This window comes from Halalkalibacillus halophilus DSM 18494, assembly GCF_000423105.1.
In the GTDB taxonomy this organism is placed as follows: Bacteria; Bacillota; Bacilli; order Bacillales; family Alkalibacillaceae; genus Halalkalibacillus; species Halalkalibacillus halophilus.
Window position 1 is genome coordinate 223148 of the sequence record NZ_AUHI01000004.1, and the last position, 19486, is coordinate 242633.

Annotated in this window: 17 protein-coding genes; 16 read left to right on the forward strand and 1 reads right to left on the reverse strand. The window is 36.8% G+C overall.

All coding sequences use genetic code 11. The annotated features are described in order from the left end of the window. The first annotated feature begins 25 nt into the window (after positions 1-25). From G532_RS0101145 to pyrE, 8 genes are read left to right on the forward strand one after another with little or no spacing between them, the layout of a single operon-like run. Positions 26-916 (forward strand): aspartate carbamoyltransferase catalytic subunit, encoded by an 891-nt coding sequence (locus tag G532_RS0101145; protein ID WP_425402112.1) that lies wholly within the window; start codon positions 26-28, stop codon positions 914-916. Next, entirely contained in the window at positions 900-2177 is a 1278-nt protein-coding gene (locus G532_RS0101150) for a dihydroorotase (RefSeq protein WP_027963126.1), read from the forward strand. The genes G532_RS0101145 and G532_RS0101150 overlap by 17 nt, the downstream gene beginning before the upstream one ends. Then, positions 2170-3294 carry a carbamoyl phosphate synthase small subunit gene (locus tag G532_RS0101155; RefSeq protein WP_027963127.1) on the forward strand — a complete coding sequence of 375 codons (1125 nt, stop codon included), beginning with the start codon at positions 2170-2172 and terminating at the stop codon, positions 3292-3294. Before G532_RS0101150 ends, G532_RS0101155 begins: the two co-directional genes overlap by 8 nt. Then, positions 3261-6464, forward strand: a complete 3204-nt coding sequence (gene carB / locus G532_RS0101160) for a carbamoyl-phosphate synthase large subunit (protein ID WP_027963128.1) — start codon at positions 3261-3263, stop codon at positions 6462-6464. Before G532_RS0101155 ends, carB begins: the two co-directional genes overlap by 34 nt. Next, positions 6464-7222, forward strand: coding sequence for a dihydroorotate dehydrogenase electron transfer subunit (locus G532_RS0101165; protein ID WP_027963129.1), 759 nt, complete (start codon positions 6464-6466; stop codon positions 7220-7222). Before carB ends, G532_RS0101165 begins: the two co-directional genes overlap by 1 nt. Further along, entirely contained in the window at positions 7219-8130 is a 912-nt protein-coding gene (locus G532_RS0101170; protein WP_027963130.1) for a dihydroorotate dehydrogenase, read from the forward strand. The genes G532_RS0101165 and G532_RS0101170 overlap by 4 nt, the downstream gene beginning before the upstream one ends. Continuing rightward, positions 8118-8813 (forward strand): orotidine-5'-phosphate decarboxylase, encoded by a 696-nt coding sequence (pyrF, locus tag G532_RS0101175; protein ID WP_027963131.1) that lies wholly within the window; start codon positions 8118-8120, stop codon positions 8811-8813. Before G532_RS0101170 ends, pyrF begins: the two co-directional genes overlap by 13 nt. Then, positions 8814-9425 carry an orotate phosphoribosyltransferase gene (pyrE, locus tag G532_RS0101180; RefSeq protein ID WP_027963132.1) on the forward strand — a complete coding sequence of 204 codons (612 nt, stop codon included), beginning with the start codon at positions 8814-8816 and terminating at the stop codon, positions 9423-9425. A 71-nt stretch (positions 9426-9496) separates the two neighbouring features. Here pyrE and G532_RS0101185 read toward each other — a convergent pair whose 3' ends face one another. Next, a complete protein-coding gene (locus G532_RS0101185; RefSeq protein WP_027963133.1) occupies positions 9497-11212 on the reverse strand; it encodes an Rqc2 family fibronectin-binding protein in 1716 nt (571 codons plus the stop codon). A gap of 144 nt (positions 11213-11356) precedes the next feature. On the opposite strand from G532_RS0101185, the gene G532_RS0101190 reads away from it, so the two are divergent. The 8 genes from G532_RS0101190 (at position 11357) to rsmB (ending at position 19479) form a co-directional block, all read left to right on the forward strand. After that, positions 11357-12235: a YicC/YloC family endoribonuclease gene (locus G532_RS0101190; protein WP_027963134.1), complete on the forward strand. Its 879-nt coding sequence runs from the start codon at positions 11357-11359 to the stop codon at positions 12233-12235. Between the two features lie 109 nt (positions 12236-12344). Further along, positions 12345-12605 carry an extracellular matrix/biofilm regulator RemA gene (gene remA / locus G532_RS0101195; RefSeq protein ID WP_027963135.1) on the forward strand — a complete coding sequence of 87 codons (261 nt, stop codon included), beginning with the start codon at positions 12345-12347 and terminating at the stop codon, positions 12603-12605. An 11-nt stretch (positions 12606-12616) separates the two neighbouring features. After that, positions 12617-13237, forward strand: a complete 621-nt coding sequence (gene gmk / locus G532_RS0101200) for a guanylate kinase (RefSeq protein WP_027963136.1) — start codon at positions 12617-12619, stop codon at positions 13235-13237. Then, the gene (rpoZ, locus tag G532_RS0101205; protein WP_027963137.1) at positions 13234-13452 is read left to right on the forward strand and encodes a DNA-directed RNA polymerase subunit omega; all 219 of its coding nucleotides are present in this window, start codon (positions 13234-13236) and stop codon (positions 13450-13452) included. Before gmk ends, rpoZ begins: the two co-directional genes overlap by 4 nt. A 119-nt stretch (positions 13453-13571) precedes the next feature. Continuing rightward, positions 13572-14777 carry a bifunctional phosphopantothenoylcysteine decarboxylase/phosphopantothenate--cysteine ligase CoaBC gene (coaBC, locus tag G532_RS0101210; RefSeq protein WP_027963138.1) on the forward strand — a complete coding sequence of 402 codons (1206 nt, stop codon included), beginning with the start codon at positions 13572-13574 and terminating at the stop codon, positions 14775-14777. Then, positions 14774-17182: a primosomal protein N' gene (gene priA / locus G532_RS0101215; RefSeq protein WP_027963139.1), complete on the forward strand. Its 2409-nt coding sequence runs from the start codon at positions 14774-14776 to the stop codon at positions 17180-17182. The genes coaBC and priA overlap by 4 nt, the downstream gene beginning before the upstream one ends. Before the next feature lie 13 nt (positions 17183-17195). Beyond that, positions 17196-18134 (forward strand): methionyl-tRNA formyltransferase, encoded by a 939-nt coding sequence (gene fmt, locus G532_RS0101220; protein ID WP_027963140.1) that lies wholly within the window; start codon positions 17196-17198, stop codon positions 18132-18134. A 4-nt stretch (positions 18135-18138) separates the two neighbouring features. Continuing rightward, a complete protein-coding gene (gene rsmB / locus G532_RS0101225) occupies positions 18139-19479 on the forward strand; it encodes a 16S rRNA (cytosine(967)-C(5))-methyltransferase RsmB (RefSeq protein WP_027963141.1) in 1341 nt (446 codons plus the stop codon). Positions 19480-19486 lie beyond the last annotated feature (7 nt).

The window sequence follows — 19486 nt, forward strand, 5'->3', positions numbered from 1 at the left end:
TTTTAAAATTAGGGAGTGAATGAGAATGAATTTGCTATCAATGGATGATTTACGATTAGAAGATATTAATTGGTTACTCTCACATGCTGAACAATCTGAACAGATAGAAACACAAAATCAACTAACAGCTGCCTTGTTATTCTATGAACCCTCAACTCGAACGAAACTAAGTTTTGATATGGCTTGTCATCAGTTAGGCGTTCATCAACTGGATTTTCAAGAGAATATGTCTAGTGTTTCTAAAGGTGAAAGTTTATATGACACAGTGAAAACAATAGAATCCATTGGAGCGGACTTTATCGTTATTCGACATCCAAAGGAAAATTATTATAAAGAATTAGAACAAATATCGATTCCAGTTATCAATGCTGGGGATGGATCTGGTGAACACCCGTCACAATGTTTATTAGATTTATTAACGATCAAGCAAGAGTTCGATAACTTTGAAGGATTAAAAGTAGCGATTGCAGGTGACATAAAACACTCCAGAGTAGCTAAGTCGAATGCAAAAACTTTAGAAAGGCTAGGTGCGGAGGTTAGTTTTGTTAGTCCAATGAATTGGCAAGATCAAACCTTATCATTTCCTTATATCACGATGGATGAAGCTTGTGAGAATGCGGATGTACTTATGTTACTAAGAGTTCAACATGAAAGACATGTACAGCAAAAGGAAACAAATATCGATAGTTATCTAGAACAATTTGGTTTAACAAAAACTAGAGAAAAAATGATGAAGGATACGAGTATTATAATGCACCCAGCCCCTATTAATCGGGGAATAGAAATAGATTCTGATTTAGTGGAAATAAAACGCTCTAGAATATTTAAACAAATGAAAAATGGTGTAAAAATGCGAAAAGCAATTATTAACTATTGTCTACATAAGGAGGAGTTACGCAATGAGAACATTAATTAAACAAGTTCGTATGCTTGGAGAGTCAGAAGTATTCGATGTGTTAATCGAAAGAAATCATGTGACAAAAATGGAACCGAAGATCGAAACTACAGCAGATGAAGTGATCGAAGGAAAAGGACAATATTTATTACCGGGATTTGTTGATTTGCATGTTCACTTAAGAGAGCCAGGTGGGGAAGCAAAAGAAACAATTTATTCTGGAACACGTGCAGCTGCAAGAGGTGGATTCACTACTATTTGCAACATGCCTAATACTCGACCAGTTCCTGATTCTAAAGAGAATTTTCAGCAGTTAATGAACAAAATTAACCAAGATGCTGTTGTTCATGTTTTACCATATGCATCAATTACAGAACGTCAGCTTGGAGAAAATTTAGTACCTTTTCAAGAACTAAAGCAAAATGGAGCGATTGCGTTTACAGATGATGGTGTAGGAGTTCAGCAGGCGAGTGTTATGTACGAAGCAATGTTGAAAGCTTCAGCTATTGACCTGCCAATTGTAGCGCATTGCGAAGATAACTCATTAATCTATCAAGGAGTCATGCATCCAGGAGAAAAAAGCAATCAATTGAATTTACCAGGAATACCGTCTATTTGTGAGTCGGTACAAATAGCTCGTGATGTTCTATTAGCTGAAGCGGCAAATTGCCATTATCATGTTTGTCACGTCAGTACGAAAGAATCTGTTCGCGTTATTAGAGATGCAAAGAAAGCTGGTATTCGAGTTACTGCAGAAGTAACTCCACACCACCTACTATTAATTGATGAAGACATTCCCGCGAATGATGCTAATTATAAAATGAACCCTCCATTAAGAAGTCATGAAGATCGTCTAGCATTAATCGAAGGGTTAATGGATGGAACGATCGATTGTATAGCTACTGATCACGCTCCTCATACATTAGAAGAAAAGCAATCAGGTTTCGAACAATCCCCGTTTGGAATCGTTGGTTTAGAAACAGCCTTCTCTTTACTATATACACATTTTGTAAAAACTAATAAGTGGTCGATTGAGGACTTAACACATTGGCTAACAAGTAAGCCAGCTGAAATCTTTAATATTGATGCGGGTACAATCGAAATCGGAAAGCCAGCAGATTTAGTATTAATTGACACAGAACGGACTGAGTCGATTAATGTTAATTCCTTCTACTCAAAAGGGACCAATACACCATTTCACGGAAAACAAGTGAGTGGAATTCCCACTGCAACATTTGTAAATGGCACTCTCGTTTATAAAAAGGAGGATTTATATGTCTAATCGGTATTTAATCTTAGAAGACGGAACAATTTTCAAGGGGAAGGCATTTGGTGCATCAGTCGCTGATGTACACGGGGAGGTAGTCTTCCAAACAGGGATGACTGGCTACCAAGAAACATTATCTGACCCTTCTTATAAAGGTCAAATCATTGTAATGACCTATCCTTTAATTGGAAACTATGGAATAAACCACGATGATTTTGAGACGGTGAACCCAAAATTACAAGCTCTCATCGTGAAAGAATGTGTGAAATATCCCTCCAATTTCCGAAACGAGCACAGTTTATCAGATTTCTTGAGACAAGAAGGGATTCCAGGTTTGGAAGGCATTGATACGAGACAATTAGTTAAGAAAATTCGGATTTCAGGTACGTTAAAAGGAAAAATGATAGATACAGAAGTTGATCATGATTTAGAAATAAAACATTTAAATGAAATTGAATTGCCAACAAATCAAGTATCCTCCGTCTCAACAATCAAACCGTATGTTGTTCCTGGTCGAAAAGAGAGAATTGTGCTTGTAGATTATGGAATGAAACATGGCATCTTAAGAGAACTGACAGAGAGAGGCTGTCATGTCACGGTAGTTCCACATAACACTACTGCAGAGGAAGTGTTGCAGCATCGACCAGATGGAGTGTTGTTATCAAATGGACCTGGTAATCCAAAAGATGTGCCAGAAGGAGTTCAATTAGTAAAAGACTTAATTGGCAGACTACCAATCTTTGGAATCTGTTTAGGACATCAATTAATTGCGCTTGCGTGTGGAGCTAATACGGAGCCACTTAAATTCGGACATAGAGGTGTCAATCACCCAGTCAGGGACTTATTAACGGATGAAGTCTATATGACCTCCCAAAATCATGGATATACAGTTTCTTTAGAATCTATTAAGAATATCCCGTTAACAATTACACATGTAGCGCTTAATGACCAATCTATTGAAGGGTTGAAACATGTACAACATAAAATATATTCTGTTCAATTTCATCCAGAAAGTTCTCCTGGTCCAACAGATGCGAATCGACTTTTTGAAGAGTTTTTAGGAGAACTGAATGAAAACCAACAAGGAGGAATAAAAGCATGCCGAAACGAACAGACATACATCGGATCTTAGTGATCGGTTCTGGACCAATTATTATTGGACAAGCAGCTGAATTTGACTATGCAGGAACACAAGCTTGCCAAGCTTTAAAAGATGAAGGGTATGAAGTAATACTAGCTAATAGTAACCCAGCAACAATCATGACGGATGATACTGTTGCAGATGTCGTTTATATGGAGCCACTTACTCCAGAATTTCTAGCAAAAATAATTAGAAAAGAACAACCAGATGCACTACTTCCAACGCTCGGTGGACAAACAGGCTTGAATCTAGCAATTGAACTGGATAAAAGAGGGATCTTAGATGCATATAATGTGGAACTTTTAGGTACAGAATTGCCTGCTATAGAAAAAGCAGAAGATAGAGAATTATTTCGATCCTTAATGCATGAAATAAACGAACCTGTGCCTGATAGTGAAATAGTAAGTACGGTGGAAGATGCTTTATTATTTGCTGATCGCATTGGTTACCCAGTCATCGTTCGTCCTGCCTACACATTAGGTGGTACTGGAGGAGGCATGTGTAATACACCAGAGAAACTGAAAGAAATTGTTCACAACGGTATTGCAATTTCTCCAGCAAGTCAGTGTTTGGTCGAGAAGAATATTGCAGGGTTCAAGGAGATTGAATATGAAGTCATGCGAGATCGAAAAGATCAAGCGATTGTCGTATGTAATATGGAGAATTTTGATCCAGTAGGGATACATACTGGTGATTCCATCGTTGTTGCCCCGTCACAAACACTTAGTGATCGAGAATATCAAATGCTACGCGACGTGTCATTAAAAATAATCCGTGCACTAGGAATTGAAGGTGGTTGTAATGTTCAACTAGCATTAGATCCAGATAGCTTTCAATATTATATAATCGAAGTTAACCCACGGGTGAGTAGATCATCTGCATTAGCATCGAAAGCGACTGGGTATCCAATTGCGAAGATGGCAGCAAAAATAGCTGTTGGATTAACGCTTGATGAAATAAGAAATCCTGTCACAGGTACGACATATGCACACTTTGAACCTGCATTGGATTATGTCATATCAAAAATTCCTAGATGGCCATTTGATAAATTCCATGCTGGTAATCGAACATTAGGTACTCAAATGAAAGCTACTGGAGAGGTAATGGCAATTGGTAGAAATTTCGAAGAATCTCTCTTAAAAGCGATTCGGTCTTTAGAAATAGATACTACTGAATTATATATGAGCAAACTTTCACAAGTTGATGAGGAAGAAGTACAGTTCCAAATCAAAAATGCTACGGACGAACGTTTGTTTTATCTTTCAGAAGGATTGCGAAGAGGAATGAGTGTAGAAGAATTATTTCACTTAACAAAAATTGATCGATGGTTCCTAAACAAGTTAAATGACCTCATTAAATTTGAAAATGAAATTCAGTCATCACCTTGGAATCATGAAATATTAATGGAAGCAAAACGAATGGGAATATCAGATGTTACGCTCGCAAGGTTATGGAACGTAGAGGTGAAAAATGTAGAAAGTTTCCGGAATGACCACATGATAAAGCCAGTATATAAAATGGTAGACACATGTGCAGCAGAATTTGAGTCTGCAACACCTTACTATTATAGCAGCTATGAATTTGAAAATGAATCCGTTCCTTCCTCTCGCAAAAAAGTGGTTGTTTTAGGGTCTGGTCCTATTCGGATCGGACAAGGGATAGAATTTGACTATGCTACTGTTCACTCGGTTTTAGCATTAAAAGAACAAGGATATGAAGCGATTATCATCAATAACAACCCTGAAACTGTTTCCACTGACTTTCAGGTTTCTGACAAATTATATTTTGAGCCTCTCACAATCGAAGATGTGATGCATGTCATTGACTTAGAACAACCTGATGGTGTCATTGTACAGTTTGGAGGGCAGACTGCAATATCCTTAGCAGAAGGGTTAGATGAAAGAGGAGTACCGATTTTGGGAACTTCAAAACAGGCGATTGATTGTGCTGAGGACCGGGACAAGTTTGAAGCTATTTTAGAAAAGTTGAATATTGCGAGACCAAAAGCTGAAATCGCTACAAGTGAACAAGATGCGCTAGAAAAAGCCGCAATCGTAGGGTATCCAGTCCTCGTTAGACCATCCTATGTTCTTGGTGGTAGAGCAATGGAGATTGTCTATGAAGAATCAGATCTTCATCGATATATGAAAGAAGCAGTAAAAGTTAATCCGAAGCGCCCTGTGTTAATTGATCGTTATTTAACTGGAATAGAACTTGAGGTTGATGCGATCTGTGATGGGGAAACGGTAGTAATTCCAGGAATGATGGAACATATAGAACGTGCAGGTGTACACTCAGGTGATTCTATCGCTGTTTATCCTCCACAAAGAATTAGTGAGAAGATTAAACAATCTTGTATTGATCTAACGCAAGACTTGGCAAAAGAATTGAATATACGTGGGTTAATTAATATCCAATACGTATATCATGACGACCAGCTCTTCGTATTAGAAGTAAACCCACGTGCAAGTAGAACGGTACCATTTTTAAGTAAAGTAACAGGAGTTACCATGGCTAATATCGCAACAAGAGTCATGCTTGGGGAAAAATTAAACGATTTGGGTTATACAAATGGTTTGTTACCAGAAGCAGAAGTCATTTCCGTTAAAGTACCAGTATTTTCTTTTGAGAAACTAAGAAGTGTAGACATTACCTTAGGACCCGAAATGAAATCCACAGGAGAAGTAATAGGTAGAGATCACCAACTAGAAAAAGCATTATATAAAGGAATAACAGCATCTGGATTAAAAGTACCTACGGAAGGTGCTGTATTGTTAACTGTAGCTGACCCGGATAAAGAAGAAATGAAAGAAATTGCGAGCCGTTTCCATGCTTTAGGCTTTCAACTTTATGCCACGCGAGGTTCAAAAGAAGTTATCGAATCTATTGGATTACCTGTAGCACAAGCTAACAAAATTGGGGACGAAGAAGATGATCTATTACAACTAATCGAGTCAGGTAGTGTCCAGTTCGTTATAAACACTTTATCAAGAGGTAAACAAACGCATACAGATGGATTTAGAATTAGAAGAGAAGCTGTGGAACATGGAATAGCTTGTTTAACCTCATTAGATACAGCGACTGCAATGTTACGTGTAATTGAATCTATGACGTTTACGGCTAACGCGATGCCTAAATCGAATGTAGGTGTTACGATATAATGATTTCAGATTTAAGAGTAATGAGTAATGACGAGATTGCATTTAACACGTACGAAATGAAACTATATGGTCCAGCCGTTGCTCAATATACCATGCCAGGGCAATTCTTACACTTAAGGATTGGGGAAGGTTATGAACATATGTTGAGAAGACCAATATCTATTGCAGATGTTGATCTGATTAGAAATGTAGTTACAATTGTCTATAAGCAATTGGGAGAAGGTACAGCGTGGCTAAGGTCTAGAAAGCCAGAAGATCTGATTAACGTATTAGGCCCCCAAGGTAATGGATTCAATGTCAATCAATACTCGCAAGAACATTTGATTGTCATAGGCGGTGGAGTTGGGGTTCCACCGTTATATTACTTAACTAAACAACTCGCAAAAAATAATAAAGTTACAGCTATACTGGGTTTTCAAGATCAATCATCCGTTTTTTATGAAGAAGCATTTAGTAAATTTTCAGAAGTGTATATTGCAACAAACGATGGGTCATATGGGGAAAAAGGTTTTGTCACAGACATTCTTGAATCGCAACAACTAACGAATCATCCTTATTATGCTTGTGGACCAACTCCTATGTTGAAAGCTATTCAAAACAAATTAGATGGGGTTTCAGGCTATTTATCTTTTGAAGAAAGAATGGGTTGTGGTATTGGGGCTTGTTTCGCTTGTGTATGTGAATCCACAAACCAACAAGGGTACGTGAAGATTTGCCAAGATGGTCCGGTTCTTAAAGCAAGGGAGGTTATTTTATGAATCTGAATGTTGATTTAAATGGATTATTGTTAAAAAATCCAATTATGCCTGCCTCCGGTTGCTTTGGATTCGGAAAAGAATTCAGTCAGTTTTATAATTTAAATGAACTTGGTGCGATCGTAATCAAAGCGGCTACAGGAGAACAAAGATTTGGAAATCCTACCCCGCGTGTAGCAGAGACTTCTGGCGGTATGCTCAATGCGATTGGCTTACAAAACCCAGGAGTAGAAGGAATCATTGAAAAAGAACTTCCGTTTTTACAAGGAATAGATAGTCCAGTAATCGCGAATGTTGCAGGAAGCCTACCAGAAGAATATGTTCACGTAGCAAAGCTTTTGAATGAAGTAGACCGGGTGGATGCGTTGGAACTAAATATTTCATGTCCAAATGTAAAAGAGGGTGGCGTTCAATTTGGTACGGACCCTCGTCAAGCAGCTGATTTAACAAGCTTAGTTAAACAAGCTACGAATAAACCTATATTTGTTAAATTATCGCCAAATGTTTCTGATATCGGTGAAATTGCAGAAGCGGTCGAACAAGCAGGGGCTGATGGTATATCTATGATTAATACATTAACTGGTATGCGTATAGATTTGCATACAAAACAGCCGATTATTTCTAATCGTACGGGCGGACTATCAGGACCCGCAATTAAACCAATTGCAATCCGCATGATAAATGAAGTTAGAAACCGGGTTAACCTACCTATTATAGGAATGGGAGGGGTAGCAAGTAGTGAGGATGTACTTGAAATGCTTTTAGCTGGCGCAGATGCAGTAGCAGTAGGAACGGCAAACTTTCAAAATCCAATGATCTGTAAAGAAATCATTGATGAGCTGCCTCAAACCTTAATGAAATACGGATTCCAATCCATAAAGGAGGTTCGAAACTCACGATGTCTAAATTAGCCTATGTCGCACTAGATTTTCCAAGTTTTGAGAAAACAAAAGCCTTTATTGAAAGTTACAAAATGCATGGTATACCAGTAAAAGTTGGAATGGAGCTCTTTTATGCTGGTGGAACTCAAGTGATTAATTACTTAAAAGAAAATAACCATCCGATCTTTTTAGATTTGAAGTTGCACGATATCCCTACTACTGTTCAACAAGCCATGAAACAACTCGCATCTTTTCATGTAGATATAATTAATGTGCATGCTGCAGGTGGTAAGCACATGATCGCAGGTGCTAAAGAAGGGTTATTACAGGGGGGAGCTAATACAACCAAACTGTATACGGTCACACAATTAACTTCTACAAGTAATTCTATGCTGAGAAATGAGTTATTGATTGAAAGGGAGATGGAACAAGTGGTAGCTCATTATGCAAAATCAAGTGCAGCTGCAGGAGCCGATGGGGTTGTCTGTGCCGTTCAAGAAGTTCCGTTAGTGAAAGAAATAAATGGAATATTTTTTGAAACGATCACTCCTGGAATCAGGTTGCAAAACGATGCTTCTGATGATCAAGAAAGAATTGCCACCCCCTCCTTAGCGAAGACAAAAGGTACTGATTATATAGTCGTAGGAAGAGCTGTAACTAAAGCTAGTAATCCAGCTGAAGCTTATCAACAAATTCTAAAGGAGTGGGAATAGATGACAGAATCAACACTCGCTAACTTGTTACTTAAGATGGAAGCATTACAAATTAAGGACGATTTTCCATTCACATGGGCCTCCGGGATACAATCACCTGTTTACTGTGATAACCGACTAATTATTTCATATCCGGAAGTCAGAAAAATAGTCTTGAAAATGTTTATCCAAAAAATAAAGGAAGAAGAAATAGAAGTAGATGTCATCGCTGGATGTGCAACTGCAGGAATCCCACATGCAGCTTGGCTTGCAGAAGCGTTAGACGTTCCAATGATTTATGTTCGTTCCAAGCCGAAATCACACGGGAAAAAGAATTTGATAGAAGGCTTGCTAAAAGAAGGTCAGAAGGTACTCGTCATCGAGGATTTGATCTCTACAGGTGGTAGTTCTTTGCAAGCAGCGCATGCTGTTGAAGATGAAGGTGGAGAGGCAGTAGGAATACTGGCTATTTTCACTTACGGTTTACGAAAAAGTAAATATAATTTCAAAGAAGCACAAATTCCGTTACATACACTTCTTAGCTTTGATGATATTTTAAAAGAAATGCAGGGATCTAATCATTTATCCAGTGAACAAGTAAAAACGTTAGTTAAGTGGAGAGATGAGTTGTAATTATAATCATTTCAATATAGAAAGAGGCTGGGACAAAAGAAATTGTCCCAGCCTCAATTATTCTATGCTGTTTATTGTGTCGTATCCTTTTTGTGAAGTGCTTCAATTTTATCTCCGTCTGGCGTGACGAATACCGTTTGTTGTTGCTCATAAATAACATAACCAGGCTTTGCTCCGTTTGGCTTCTTCACATGTTTCACTAATGTGTAATCTACTGGCACAGAAGCAGATAATTTTGCTTTGCTATAGTAAGCCCCAATCATAGCTGCTTCTAAAATCGTTTCTTCAGAAGGTTTATTTGACCGAATCAGCACATGAGAACCAGGTATATCTTTTGCGTGAAGCCAATAGTCTTCTTTATTAGCTAATCTTGTGGTGACAAACTCATTTTGTTTATTATTTCTACCAACAATAATTTCTGTACCATCTGTTGACGTATAATAATCAGGAGAGAGCATCTTTTTCTTCTTCTTTTTCGATCCCTTCTGTTTTTGTTTGACATACCCTTCTTCTTCTAACTCTTCGCGAATATCTGCTACATCAACTTCTCTTGCCTGTTCTAATTGTTGTATGATGCGTTCTAAATATTCGATTTCTTTTTTGGCTTTTTCAATTTCTACTTCTACTACTTGTTTAGATTTCTTAAGTTTTTGATATTGTTTGAAATAGCTTTGTGCATTTTCGCTGGGTGTTTTATTCGGATTGAGATCGATGCTTAAGTTATTTTGATTGGGATCATAATAATCCATCACTTCCACTTTGGAATCTCCATGGTTTACTAAATGCATATGGGCTGTTAAAAGCTCACCTTTTTTCTGGTATTCATCAGCTTTTTCGGCTTTTTTAAGTGTCGTTAATTGCTTTTTTATTTTACGTTCATTCTTGTCTCGTTCATTTTTAAGCATGCGCATTAAATCATACGTTTGATTCTTAATGCGATCTCTTTCAGCCTTGCCATAGTAAAAAGTGTCTAACATTTCATTTACGGTGTCAAAATGCTTTGCGTCTTGTGAATTTGAAAATGGAATTACGTGAAAATCTTCTTTATCACCTTTTATAATCGAAGGTTGATAGTCATGGTTTATTAGTTGTGATTGAAACTTTTCGAAAACCTCTTTATATGTCGATTCGGATCCAAGATATGCTTGTTCAGCTAGATTATTCGTCACAATAGGAGAACAACCCATTAATAGATTCAACATTTGCTTGCCCATTTTCCCTTGATTAAAATCCAATTTTTTTATAAAGGTAGAGGGTTCAAGTTCAACCGGATTGAATTTGCCTTGTTCAGGTGGTGCGACATATGTTTGCCCAGGTAAAATTGAGCGGTGTCTATTTTGAGCAGGGCTGATATGTTTTAAGCTGTCTAAAATCACGTTACGTTCTGGGTCGACTAATATTGCATTACTGTGTTTACCCATGATTTCAATAATTAGCTTCTTGTTATTTTCATCGCCAATTTCATCTTTACTTCTAACAGACAAGTGAATGATTCGCTCCATTTCTACTTGTTCTACCTTTTCTACATAACCAGATGCTAAGTATTTACGTAAAACCATACAATACATCGGAGGCTCTTTAGGGTTTGTGAATTTTTGGCTGGTTAAATGGGTCCTTGCATAAGTTGCGTGGTTAGATATCAATAAAGAATGATTTTTTCCTTTATTTCTTACTGTAATAATAATCTCACTGTCTGTTGGTTGATAAATCTTCTGTATTCTACCACCAGTAAGTAGTGTATTAAGTTCTTCTGTTACTGCCCGAGTTACTATTCCATCAAATGGCATGTTCATCACCTCATTCATTGATAGTATAGCATGAAGCATTTAAATGATGATAGGTTGTAAGGCTATGTATTGAAATCAAGTTACTTATAGTGCGACAATAGAAAAAGAATATAAGGATTATCTATTGGTAAGGGTAGTGGTTATATGGTTAATAGCATGACAGGATATGGTCAATCTACAAATACATATAAGGAAACAACAGTCGAAGTTGAAGTTCGGACGGTTAATCATCGTTACCTAGACTATTTATTTAGAATTCCAAGGCAATTATATGCATTTGAAGACGAAATAAAGTCTTGTATTAAAGAGTTCTTTTATCGTGGTCGTATAGAAATAGACATTAAATTAGTTGGGGAAGCAATGCATGGTGAAGAAGTAAAAGTTAATTGGAGTTTGTTAAATCAATATTTGGAGCACGTGGAATCAATTAAAGCGAACACTACTGTCACCGGGGATTTAAATATAAATCAATTAATTACAATGGAAGGAATATGGATAACCGAGACGGAAAAATCCATTGACCCTCATTTAAAAGATCTCATTGTAAAGACTTTGCGTGAAACGCTTCAGCGTGCCTTAAAAATGCGTAAAGATGAAGGGGAATCATTATATACAGATGTTTTAAATCGTTTAAGTTTCATGTATTCTTATGTAAAGAAACTTACCGATCAACAACCTCAATTAAAAAATCTGTATCATGAAAAACTATCTGAAAGAGTCAAGGAGCTTGCAGGTTCTGATGGTGTAGATGAGAATAGACTTGCACAAGAAGTTGCCCATCTTGTTGATAAAGGGGATATTAGTGAAGAAATCATACGTCTTGAGTCTCATCTGAAACAAATGGAGAATCTGCTTGAAACAGAGTCAGCAATAGGTAGACGACTAGACTTTCTTACGCAAGAACTATTAAGAGAGACCAACACAATTGGGTCTAAATCTTTTCATGAACAAATTAGTGAGATTACGGTAGCATTAAAGAGTGAAATAGAGAAAGTAAAAGAACAAGTGCAAAATATAGAATAATATTTGAGTTAATGAAGGTATTTAGACTATAATAGACTTATTGCTATGCAATGGGAAGTTTTTATCATTTGTATAGAATATTAATAATCAATAGTTAGGGGAATAATAAATGAACTTGAAATTAATTAATATCGGGTTTGGTAATGTTGTATCAGCCAATAGAATTATCTCGATTGTGTCACCCGAATCAGCCCCGATTAAACGAATTATTACGGTCGCCCGTGATAAAAATAAGTTAGTAGACGCTACATATGGAAGACGAACAAGAGCTGTCATTGTAACAGATAGCGACCACGTTATTTTATCAGCAGTACAGCCAGAAACGGTTGGACAGCGAGTGGTAAATGAAGATATGAACATCGATAACTAGGAGGAACTGTAGTGAAAGGCGAAAAAGGAATTTTATTTATACTCTCAGGTCCTTCCGGGGTCGGCAAAGGAACTGTAAGAAAAACTTTATTCGAACAAGACCCAGAACTGCAATACTCCATTTCAGTAACAACTAGAAATCCTCGAGAAGGGGAAGTTAATGGTGTAGATTACTTCTTTAAATCTAAAGAGGAAGTAAGTACAATGATTGAACAAGATGAATTTATCGAGTATGCTGAATATGTAGGGAATTATTATGGAACACCTAAAGCGTATGTCCAAGAAACTTTAAATCAAGGAAAAGATGTCTTTTTAGAGATTGAAGTTCAAGGGGCTTTACAAGTAAAAGATAACTTCCCAGAGGGTGTATTTATATTTTTATTCCCTCCAAGTTTAGAAGAATTAAAAAACAGAATTATTAATAGAGGAACTGAATCAGAAGATTTAGTTCGAAATCGATTATTAGAAGCTAAAAAAGAAATTGATATGATGGATGCATATGATTATGTAGTGGTTAATGATCAAGTGCAGTTAGCAGTAGATCGTATTCAAGCAATTGTTACGAGTGAACATTGTAAAAGAGAAAGAATTTCCAAACAATATAAAATAGCACTAGGGAGTGATTTGATATGATTCTTGAACCATCAGTAGACAATCTCTTGACAAAAATCGATTCAAAATACGCTATAGTTATTACTGCTGCCAAGCGTGCAAGAGAAATTCATGAAGAAGAAAACTACTTACTTGAGAAATATAAGTCAAGTAAAAACGTAGGTATTGCGTTAGAGGAAATTATTGATGACAAATTAAATGTAGCAGGTCTTGAGAACGTCGAACAATTAGACTAATGAGCATGTGAGAAAAAACAACCTGGTGACGGGTTGTTTTTTTCTACAAGGAAAAAGAATGCTATTATAATGACAAACCCAAAACAAGAGGCGTGAAATGATTAATCGGAGGCGTAATCATGTTGACTAATAAAAAGATATTACTAGGTGTATCCGGTGGAATTGCGGCTTATAAGGCTTGTGCACTAACAAGTAAACTTGTTCAACAAGGGGCAGAAGTGAAAGTAGTGATGACAGAGGGATCTACCGCATTTGTACAACCTTTAACTTTTCAAGCTTTATCAAGAAATCCAGTCTATACAGATGCTTTTGATGAAAAAAATCCTCAAAAGGTAGCACATATCGATTTAGCTGATTGGGCAGACTTAGTTATTCTTGCACCTGCGACAGCCAACTTACTCGGGAAGGTTGCAAATGGTTTAGCAGATGATATGTTGTCAACCACACTTCTTGCAACTACAGCTCCAGTTTATGTTGCACCTGCTATGAATGTTCATATGTATGACCATCCTGCAGTGAAAGAAAACCTGCAAACACTTGAACAGTATGGTTATCGTTTTATTGAGCCTGGGGATGGTTATTTGGCCTGCGGATATGTAGGAAAAGGCAGATTAGAAGAACCCGAGAATATTATACGCGTGATTGAGAAGGATTTTTTTAAACAGCAACCATTAAAAGGTAAGAAAATTTTAATAACTGCGGGGCCAACAATTGAAAGTGTTGATGCAGTCAGATATTTTACTAATCGTTCCTCCGGCAAAATGGGATATGCGCTTGCAGAAGTATCAAAGGAACTTGGTGCAGAAGTTACTTTAATAAGTGGTCCTGTAGAATTAAAACAAGTATCAGGTGTTGAGACAATCTATACTACATCTGCTGAAGAAATGTACCAAGCAGTAATGGACCATTATTCTTTCCAAGATATTATTATCAAAGCGGCGGCTGTTGCAGATTATCGTCCTAAAGAAAGTTTAAAGGATAAGTTGAAAAAGAAAGAGGGGGATCTCTCAATTGAAATGGAGAGAACCCAAGATATTTTGAAAACATTAGGTGAAAGTAAGACATCTCAGTATTTAGTAGGATTCGCAGCAGAGACAAGTGATTTAGTACATTATGGTAAAGAAAAATTAGTTAAGAAAAACTTAGACTTAATTGCAATTAATGATATTAGTGAACCAACAAGCGGATTTAAATCGGATGAAAATGCTGTTCACCTTATAACCAATGACGGGAAAGAAAAAGTTATTCCAACTGCTTCGAAGAAACAAATATCTGAAGAAATTTTACTTTTTATTTCTGAACAACTGAAAGGTGAACGTTTGTGAAAATAGCCAATATCGTTGTAGACGTTGCATCAAGCGCAATTGATTCCATTTTTGACTACGAAATACCAGAAGAGTTATCGACAATTGTGAAACCTGGAGTGCGTGTCATCATTCCATTTGGACCTCGTAAGGTAATGGGTTTTGTTGTGGGGCTCTCAAGCAATAGCGATCACAACAAACTAAAACCTATTGAATCAGTAATGGATGTTACGCCACTTTTAACGAAAGAATTAATCTCCCTTTCAAAGTGGTTACAAGAAGAAACTTTATGTTTTCGAGTTTCAGCACTGCAAGCGATGTTACCTGCTGCCTTTAAAGCTTCTTATGAAAAGGAATTATGGCTTTTAGATGAGATCGATGAATACCCAGAAGCATGGCAACAAGTAGCTCAAGGTAGAGAAGTCTTTCCTTTTGAAGACCTTGAACAAAGTACTATACCTGTAAAAGAAGTTAAACAAATGATTGATCAACAGATGGTAGAGGTAAAGTATGTAGTCAAAGGGAAAGAAAAAGTTAAGACGAATACATATATCGACCTGAATATCACAGAACAAGCTGCTTTAGAAACCATAGAGGATATGGGGAAACGCGCTAAGAAACAGACGCAAATATTGGAATATTTAATAGACCAAGATGCACCTGTAAAGCTAAATACTTTATTAAATAAGATGAATACAACTCGCGCAACCGTTAACTCCCTTTTAAAAAAAGGAATTGTACGTAAGGAAGAGAAAGAAGTATATAGAGACCCATTCCAAAAAAAGTTTGAGAAAACTACTCCATTATCATTAACGAAGCAACAACAAGAAGTTATTCAGCCTATTCATCAGTCCATTGAAGATGAAAAACACCAAATGTTCTTATTGCATGGTGTTACAGGGAGTGGTAAGACTGAAGTATACCTACAGTCTATTCAGCGCGTTTTAAATAAAGAGGAAGAAGCGATCGTATTAGTGCCAGAAATTTCTCTCACACCTCAAATGGTCAATCGATTTAAGTCCAGGTTTGGTGATGACGTTGCAGTATTGCATAGTGGCTTATCTGTGGGAGAAAAATACGATGAATGGAGAAAAATTCATCGGCAAGAAGTAAAAGTGGTGGTTGGTGCACGTTCAGCAGTTTTTGCTCCTTTTAAAAAACTTGGAATTATAATTATTGATGAAGAACATGAAAACACTTATAAACAAGAAGACTATCCAAAATATCATGCTAGAGAAGTTGCAAAATACCGTGGTGAATACCATAATTGCCCAGTTGTACTCGGCAGTGCTACACCCACTTTAGAAACTTACGCTCGCTCTCTTAAAGGGGTTTATCAACTTCTTTCTCTTTCTAACAGAGTGAATAATAGAGCATTACCTGACATGGAAATCGTAGATATGCGTAAAGAGTTAGAGGCTGGAAATCGCTCTATATTCTCTGAAAGCTTAACCGAGCAGATTAATAAACGTTTAGAGCGAAATGAGCAAGTAGTATTGATGCTTAATCGACGAGGATATTCTACATTTGTGATGTGTAGAGAATGTGGAGAAACAATTCAATGTGAAAATTGTGATATATCCATGACCTATCATCAAACAAAAAATTTATTAAAATGTCATTACTGTGCAGCAGAACGCCCTATGCCGAAACAATGCCCATCTTGTCAAAGTGATGCCATTCGCTTCTTCGGAACAGGGACACAGAAAGTAGAAGAAGCTTTAAAAGTACAATTTGAACAAGCAAGAGTCATTCGAATGGATGTTGATACTACAAGTAGGAAAGGGTCCCATGAAAAACTGCTTGATCGATTTGCGAATAAAGAAGCGGATATACTATTAGGTACACAGATGATTGCAAAAGGGTTAGATTTTGAGAATGTTACTCTAGTAGGGGTAATTGCAGCGGACTCTATGCTCCATCTTCCGGATTTTAGAGCATCGGAAAATTCTTTTCAATTATTAACTCAAGTAAGTGGGCGCGCTGGGAGACATGAATTACCAGGGGAAGTAGTTATACAAACGTATACACCAGAACACTATTCTGTCACGCTTGCAAAAGACTATGATTACGAAGCTTTTTTTCATAAAGAAATGCAACTTAGAAAACGGTTTGGATATCCGCCATATTATTTTATGGTGCTTGTGAATATAAATCATGAAAATCACGTGAAAGTGGTTGAGGTTTCTCAACAAATTGCCAATATTTTAGGTGGTAATTTGTCCAAAGAAGCTATTTTATTAGGGCCTTCTCCGTCACCAATGCTACGAATTAAAAATCGCTACAGGTACCAATGTATGATTAAATATAAAGAAAAACGAGAAGTTGATTTAGCACTCCGAGAAGTATTAAAACATTTTCAGAAACAAATCAATCAAAATGAAATTCAAATTACAATTGATTTTGAACCTAATTATTTTATGTAAAGGAAGTAAATATATGAGTAAACGTATCGTTTTTATGGGAACACCAGACTTTAGTGTCCCTATTTTAAAGAATTTAATAGACTCAGACTTTCACGTAGTGGCAGTAGTTACCCAGCCAGATCGACCTAAGGGAAGAAAAAGAAAACTCACACCTTCCCCTGTAAAGTCATGCGCTTTAGATTATGACCTACCAGTGCTTCAGCCTGAAAAAATCAGGGAGGATTATGAAGCAATATTATCTTACGAACCAGACCTTATCATTACAGCTGCCTATGGCCAAATTTTACCTGAGGCAATCTTGACGCATCCACCATATGGTTGTATTAATGTGCACGCTTCCTTACTACCAGAATATAGGGGAGGAGCTCCTATTCATTACGCTATAATAGATGGAAAAGATAAAACAGGTGTATCTATTATGTATATGGTTAAGGCACTCGATGCAGGTGATGTTATTGAACAAGTAACCGTTCCTATAGAAGAGAAGGATCACGTCGGATCCGTACATGATAAATTATCTCAGGCTGGTTCTGATTTATTGTTGAAAGTATTACCTAAACTATTCTCTAAAGAAATTTCGCCAGTTCAACAAAATGAATCTTTCGTTACGTACGCAAAAAATATTACACGTGAACAGGAAATGGTAAACTGGAATGATTCACAACAACATATTTACAACCATGTCAGAGGGCTTCATCCATGGCCAGTTGCATATACGACGTATCAAGACCAAACTTTAAAACTATGGTGGGTGGAAAAGACTTCAGCGACTACCTCGGAAAAAGGGGGAACGATTGTGTCGATTGAAGAAGACGGGATCTTAGTTGCTACGGGAGATCAAAAATTAATAAAATTAATTGAAATCCAACCCTCTGGCAAAAAAAGAATGTTAGCAAAAGATTTCTTAAGAGGTTCCAAGGAGTATTTTCAAATTGGGGAACAGTTAGGGTGAGAGTATGAGTCAAGCGACTGTAAGGGAAATAACATTAAAAATATTAGTTCAAGTTGGAGAACAGGGTGGCTTTAGTCATATTATTCTAAACCAAGCTGTGATTAAAAATGATTTGAAGCAAAATGACAAAGGGCTTCTTACTGAGTTAGTTTATGGAACACTGCAGCACCAATACACTCTTGATTTTTATTTGGAACCATTTATAACAAATAAAAAGCTAGACCGTTGGGTTCGCTGGTTATTAAGGATGTCTGTTTATCAGATGGAGTATTTGGATCGCGTTCCTGATCACGCTGTAATAAACGAAGCTGTCACTATATCTAAACGAAAAGGGCATAAAGGTATTAGTGGTTTCGTAAATGGCGTATTAAGAAGTATGCAACGAAAAGGAGTTCCATCTCTAGATAACATTGATAACCAATTAGAAAAACTATCGATCGCTACTAGTCATCCTTTTTGGTTAGTACGAATGTGGTCGGAGCAATACGGTTTTGACTTGACGGAGGAAATGTGCCATTCGAATATTAGGCACAAAAATGTATCCATCCGAGTAAATATATTAAAGCAGTCAAGAGAAACGATGCAAGAGTTACTTCTTGAAGAAGGTATTGAAACAAAACAGTCTAATTTATCTGATCAAGGGCTCATTGTAACAAAAGGAAATGTGATATACAGCTCCTATTTTCCAAATCATTTCTCGATTCAAGATGAAACATCCATGCTAGTTACAGAAATGATGGGATTAGAAGAAACTGATACGGTATTAGATTCATGCAGTGCCCCCGGTGGTAAAACTACTCATATAGCAGAAAAGATGAACGATAAAGGAACCATACATGCCCATGACTTGCACGCTAAAAAAATCAAACTAGTTTCTGAAAAGGCTGATGAACTAGGGTTATCATCCATCCAAGCAAGTGCACTTGACGCAAGAAAACTTCATGAAACGTATGATAAGGAAACTTTCGACCGGATCTTATTAGACGCGCCTTGTTCTGGCTTAGGAGTATTGAGAAGTAAACCTGATATAAAATACAATAAGCATAAATCGGATTTAGACGGCTTAGCAATTGTACAACAAGATTTATTACAAGCTGTACTTCCATTAATGAAACAACATGGTAAAATAGTTTATAGCACATGTACGGTTAATAAACAAGAAAATGAAGAACAGATTAAGCAGCTTGTAAATGAAGAACAAGTAGAAGTGGACCCATCCTTTTTTGAAGAGTTACCTAGTGTGTGTAAGGAATTAATTGGGATTTCGGAATATGGAATACAAATCTTCCCGCAAGATTTTGATGCAGATGGATTTTTTATTACAAGATTGCAAAAGAAGAAGTAAGATAAAT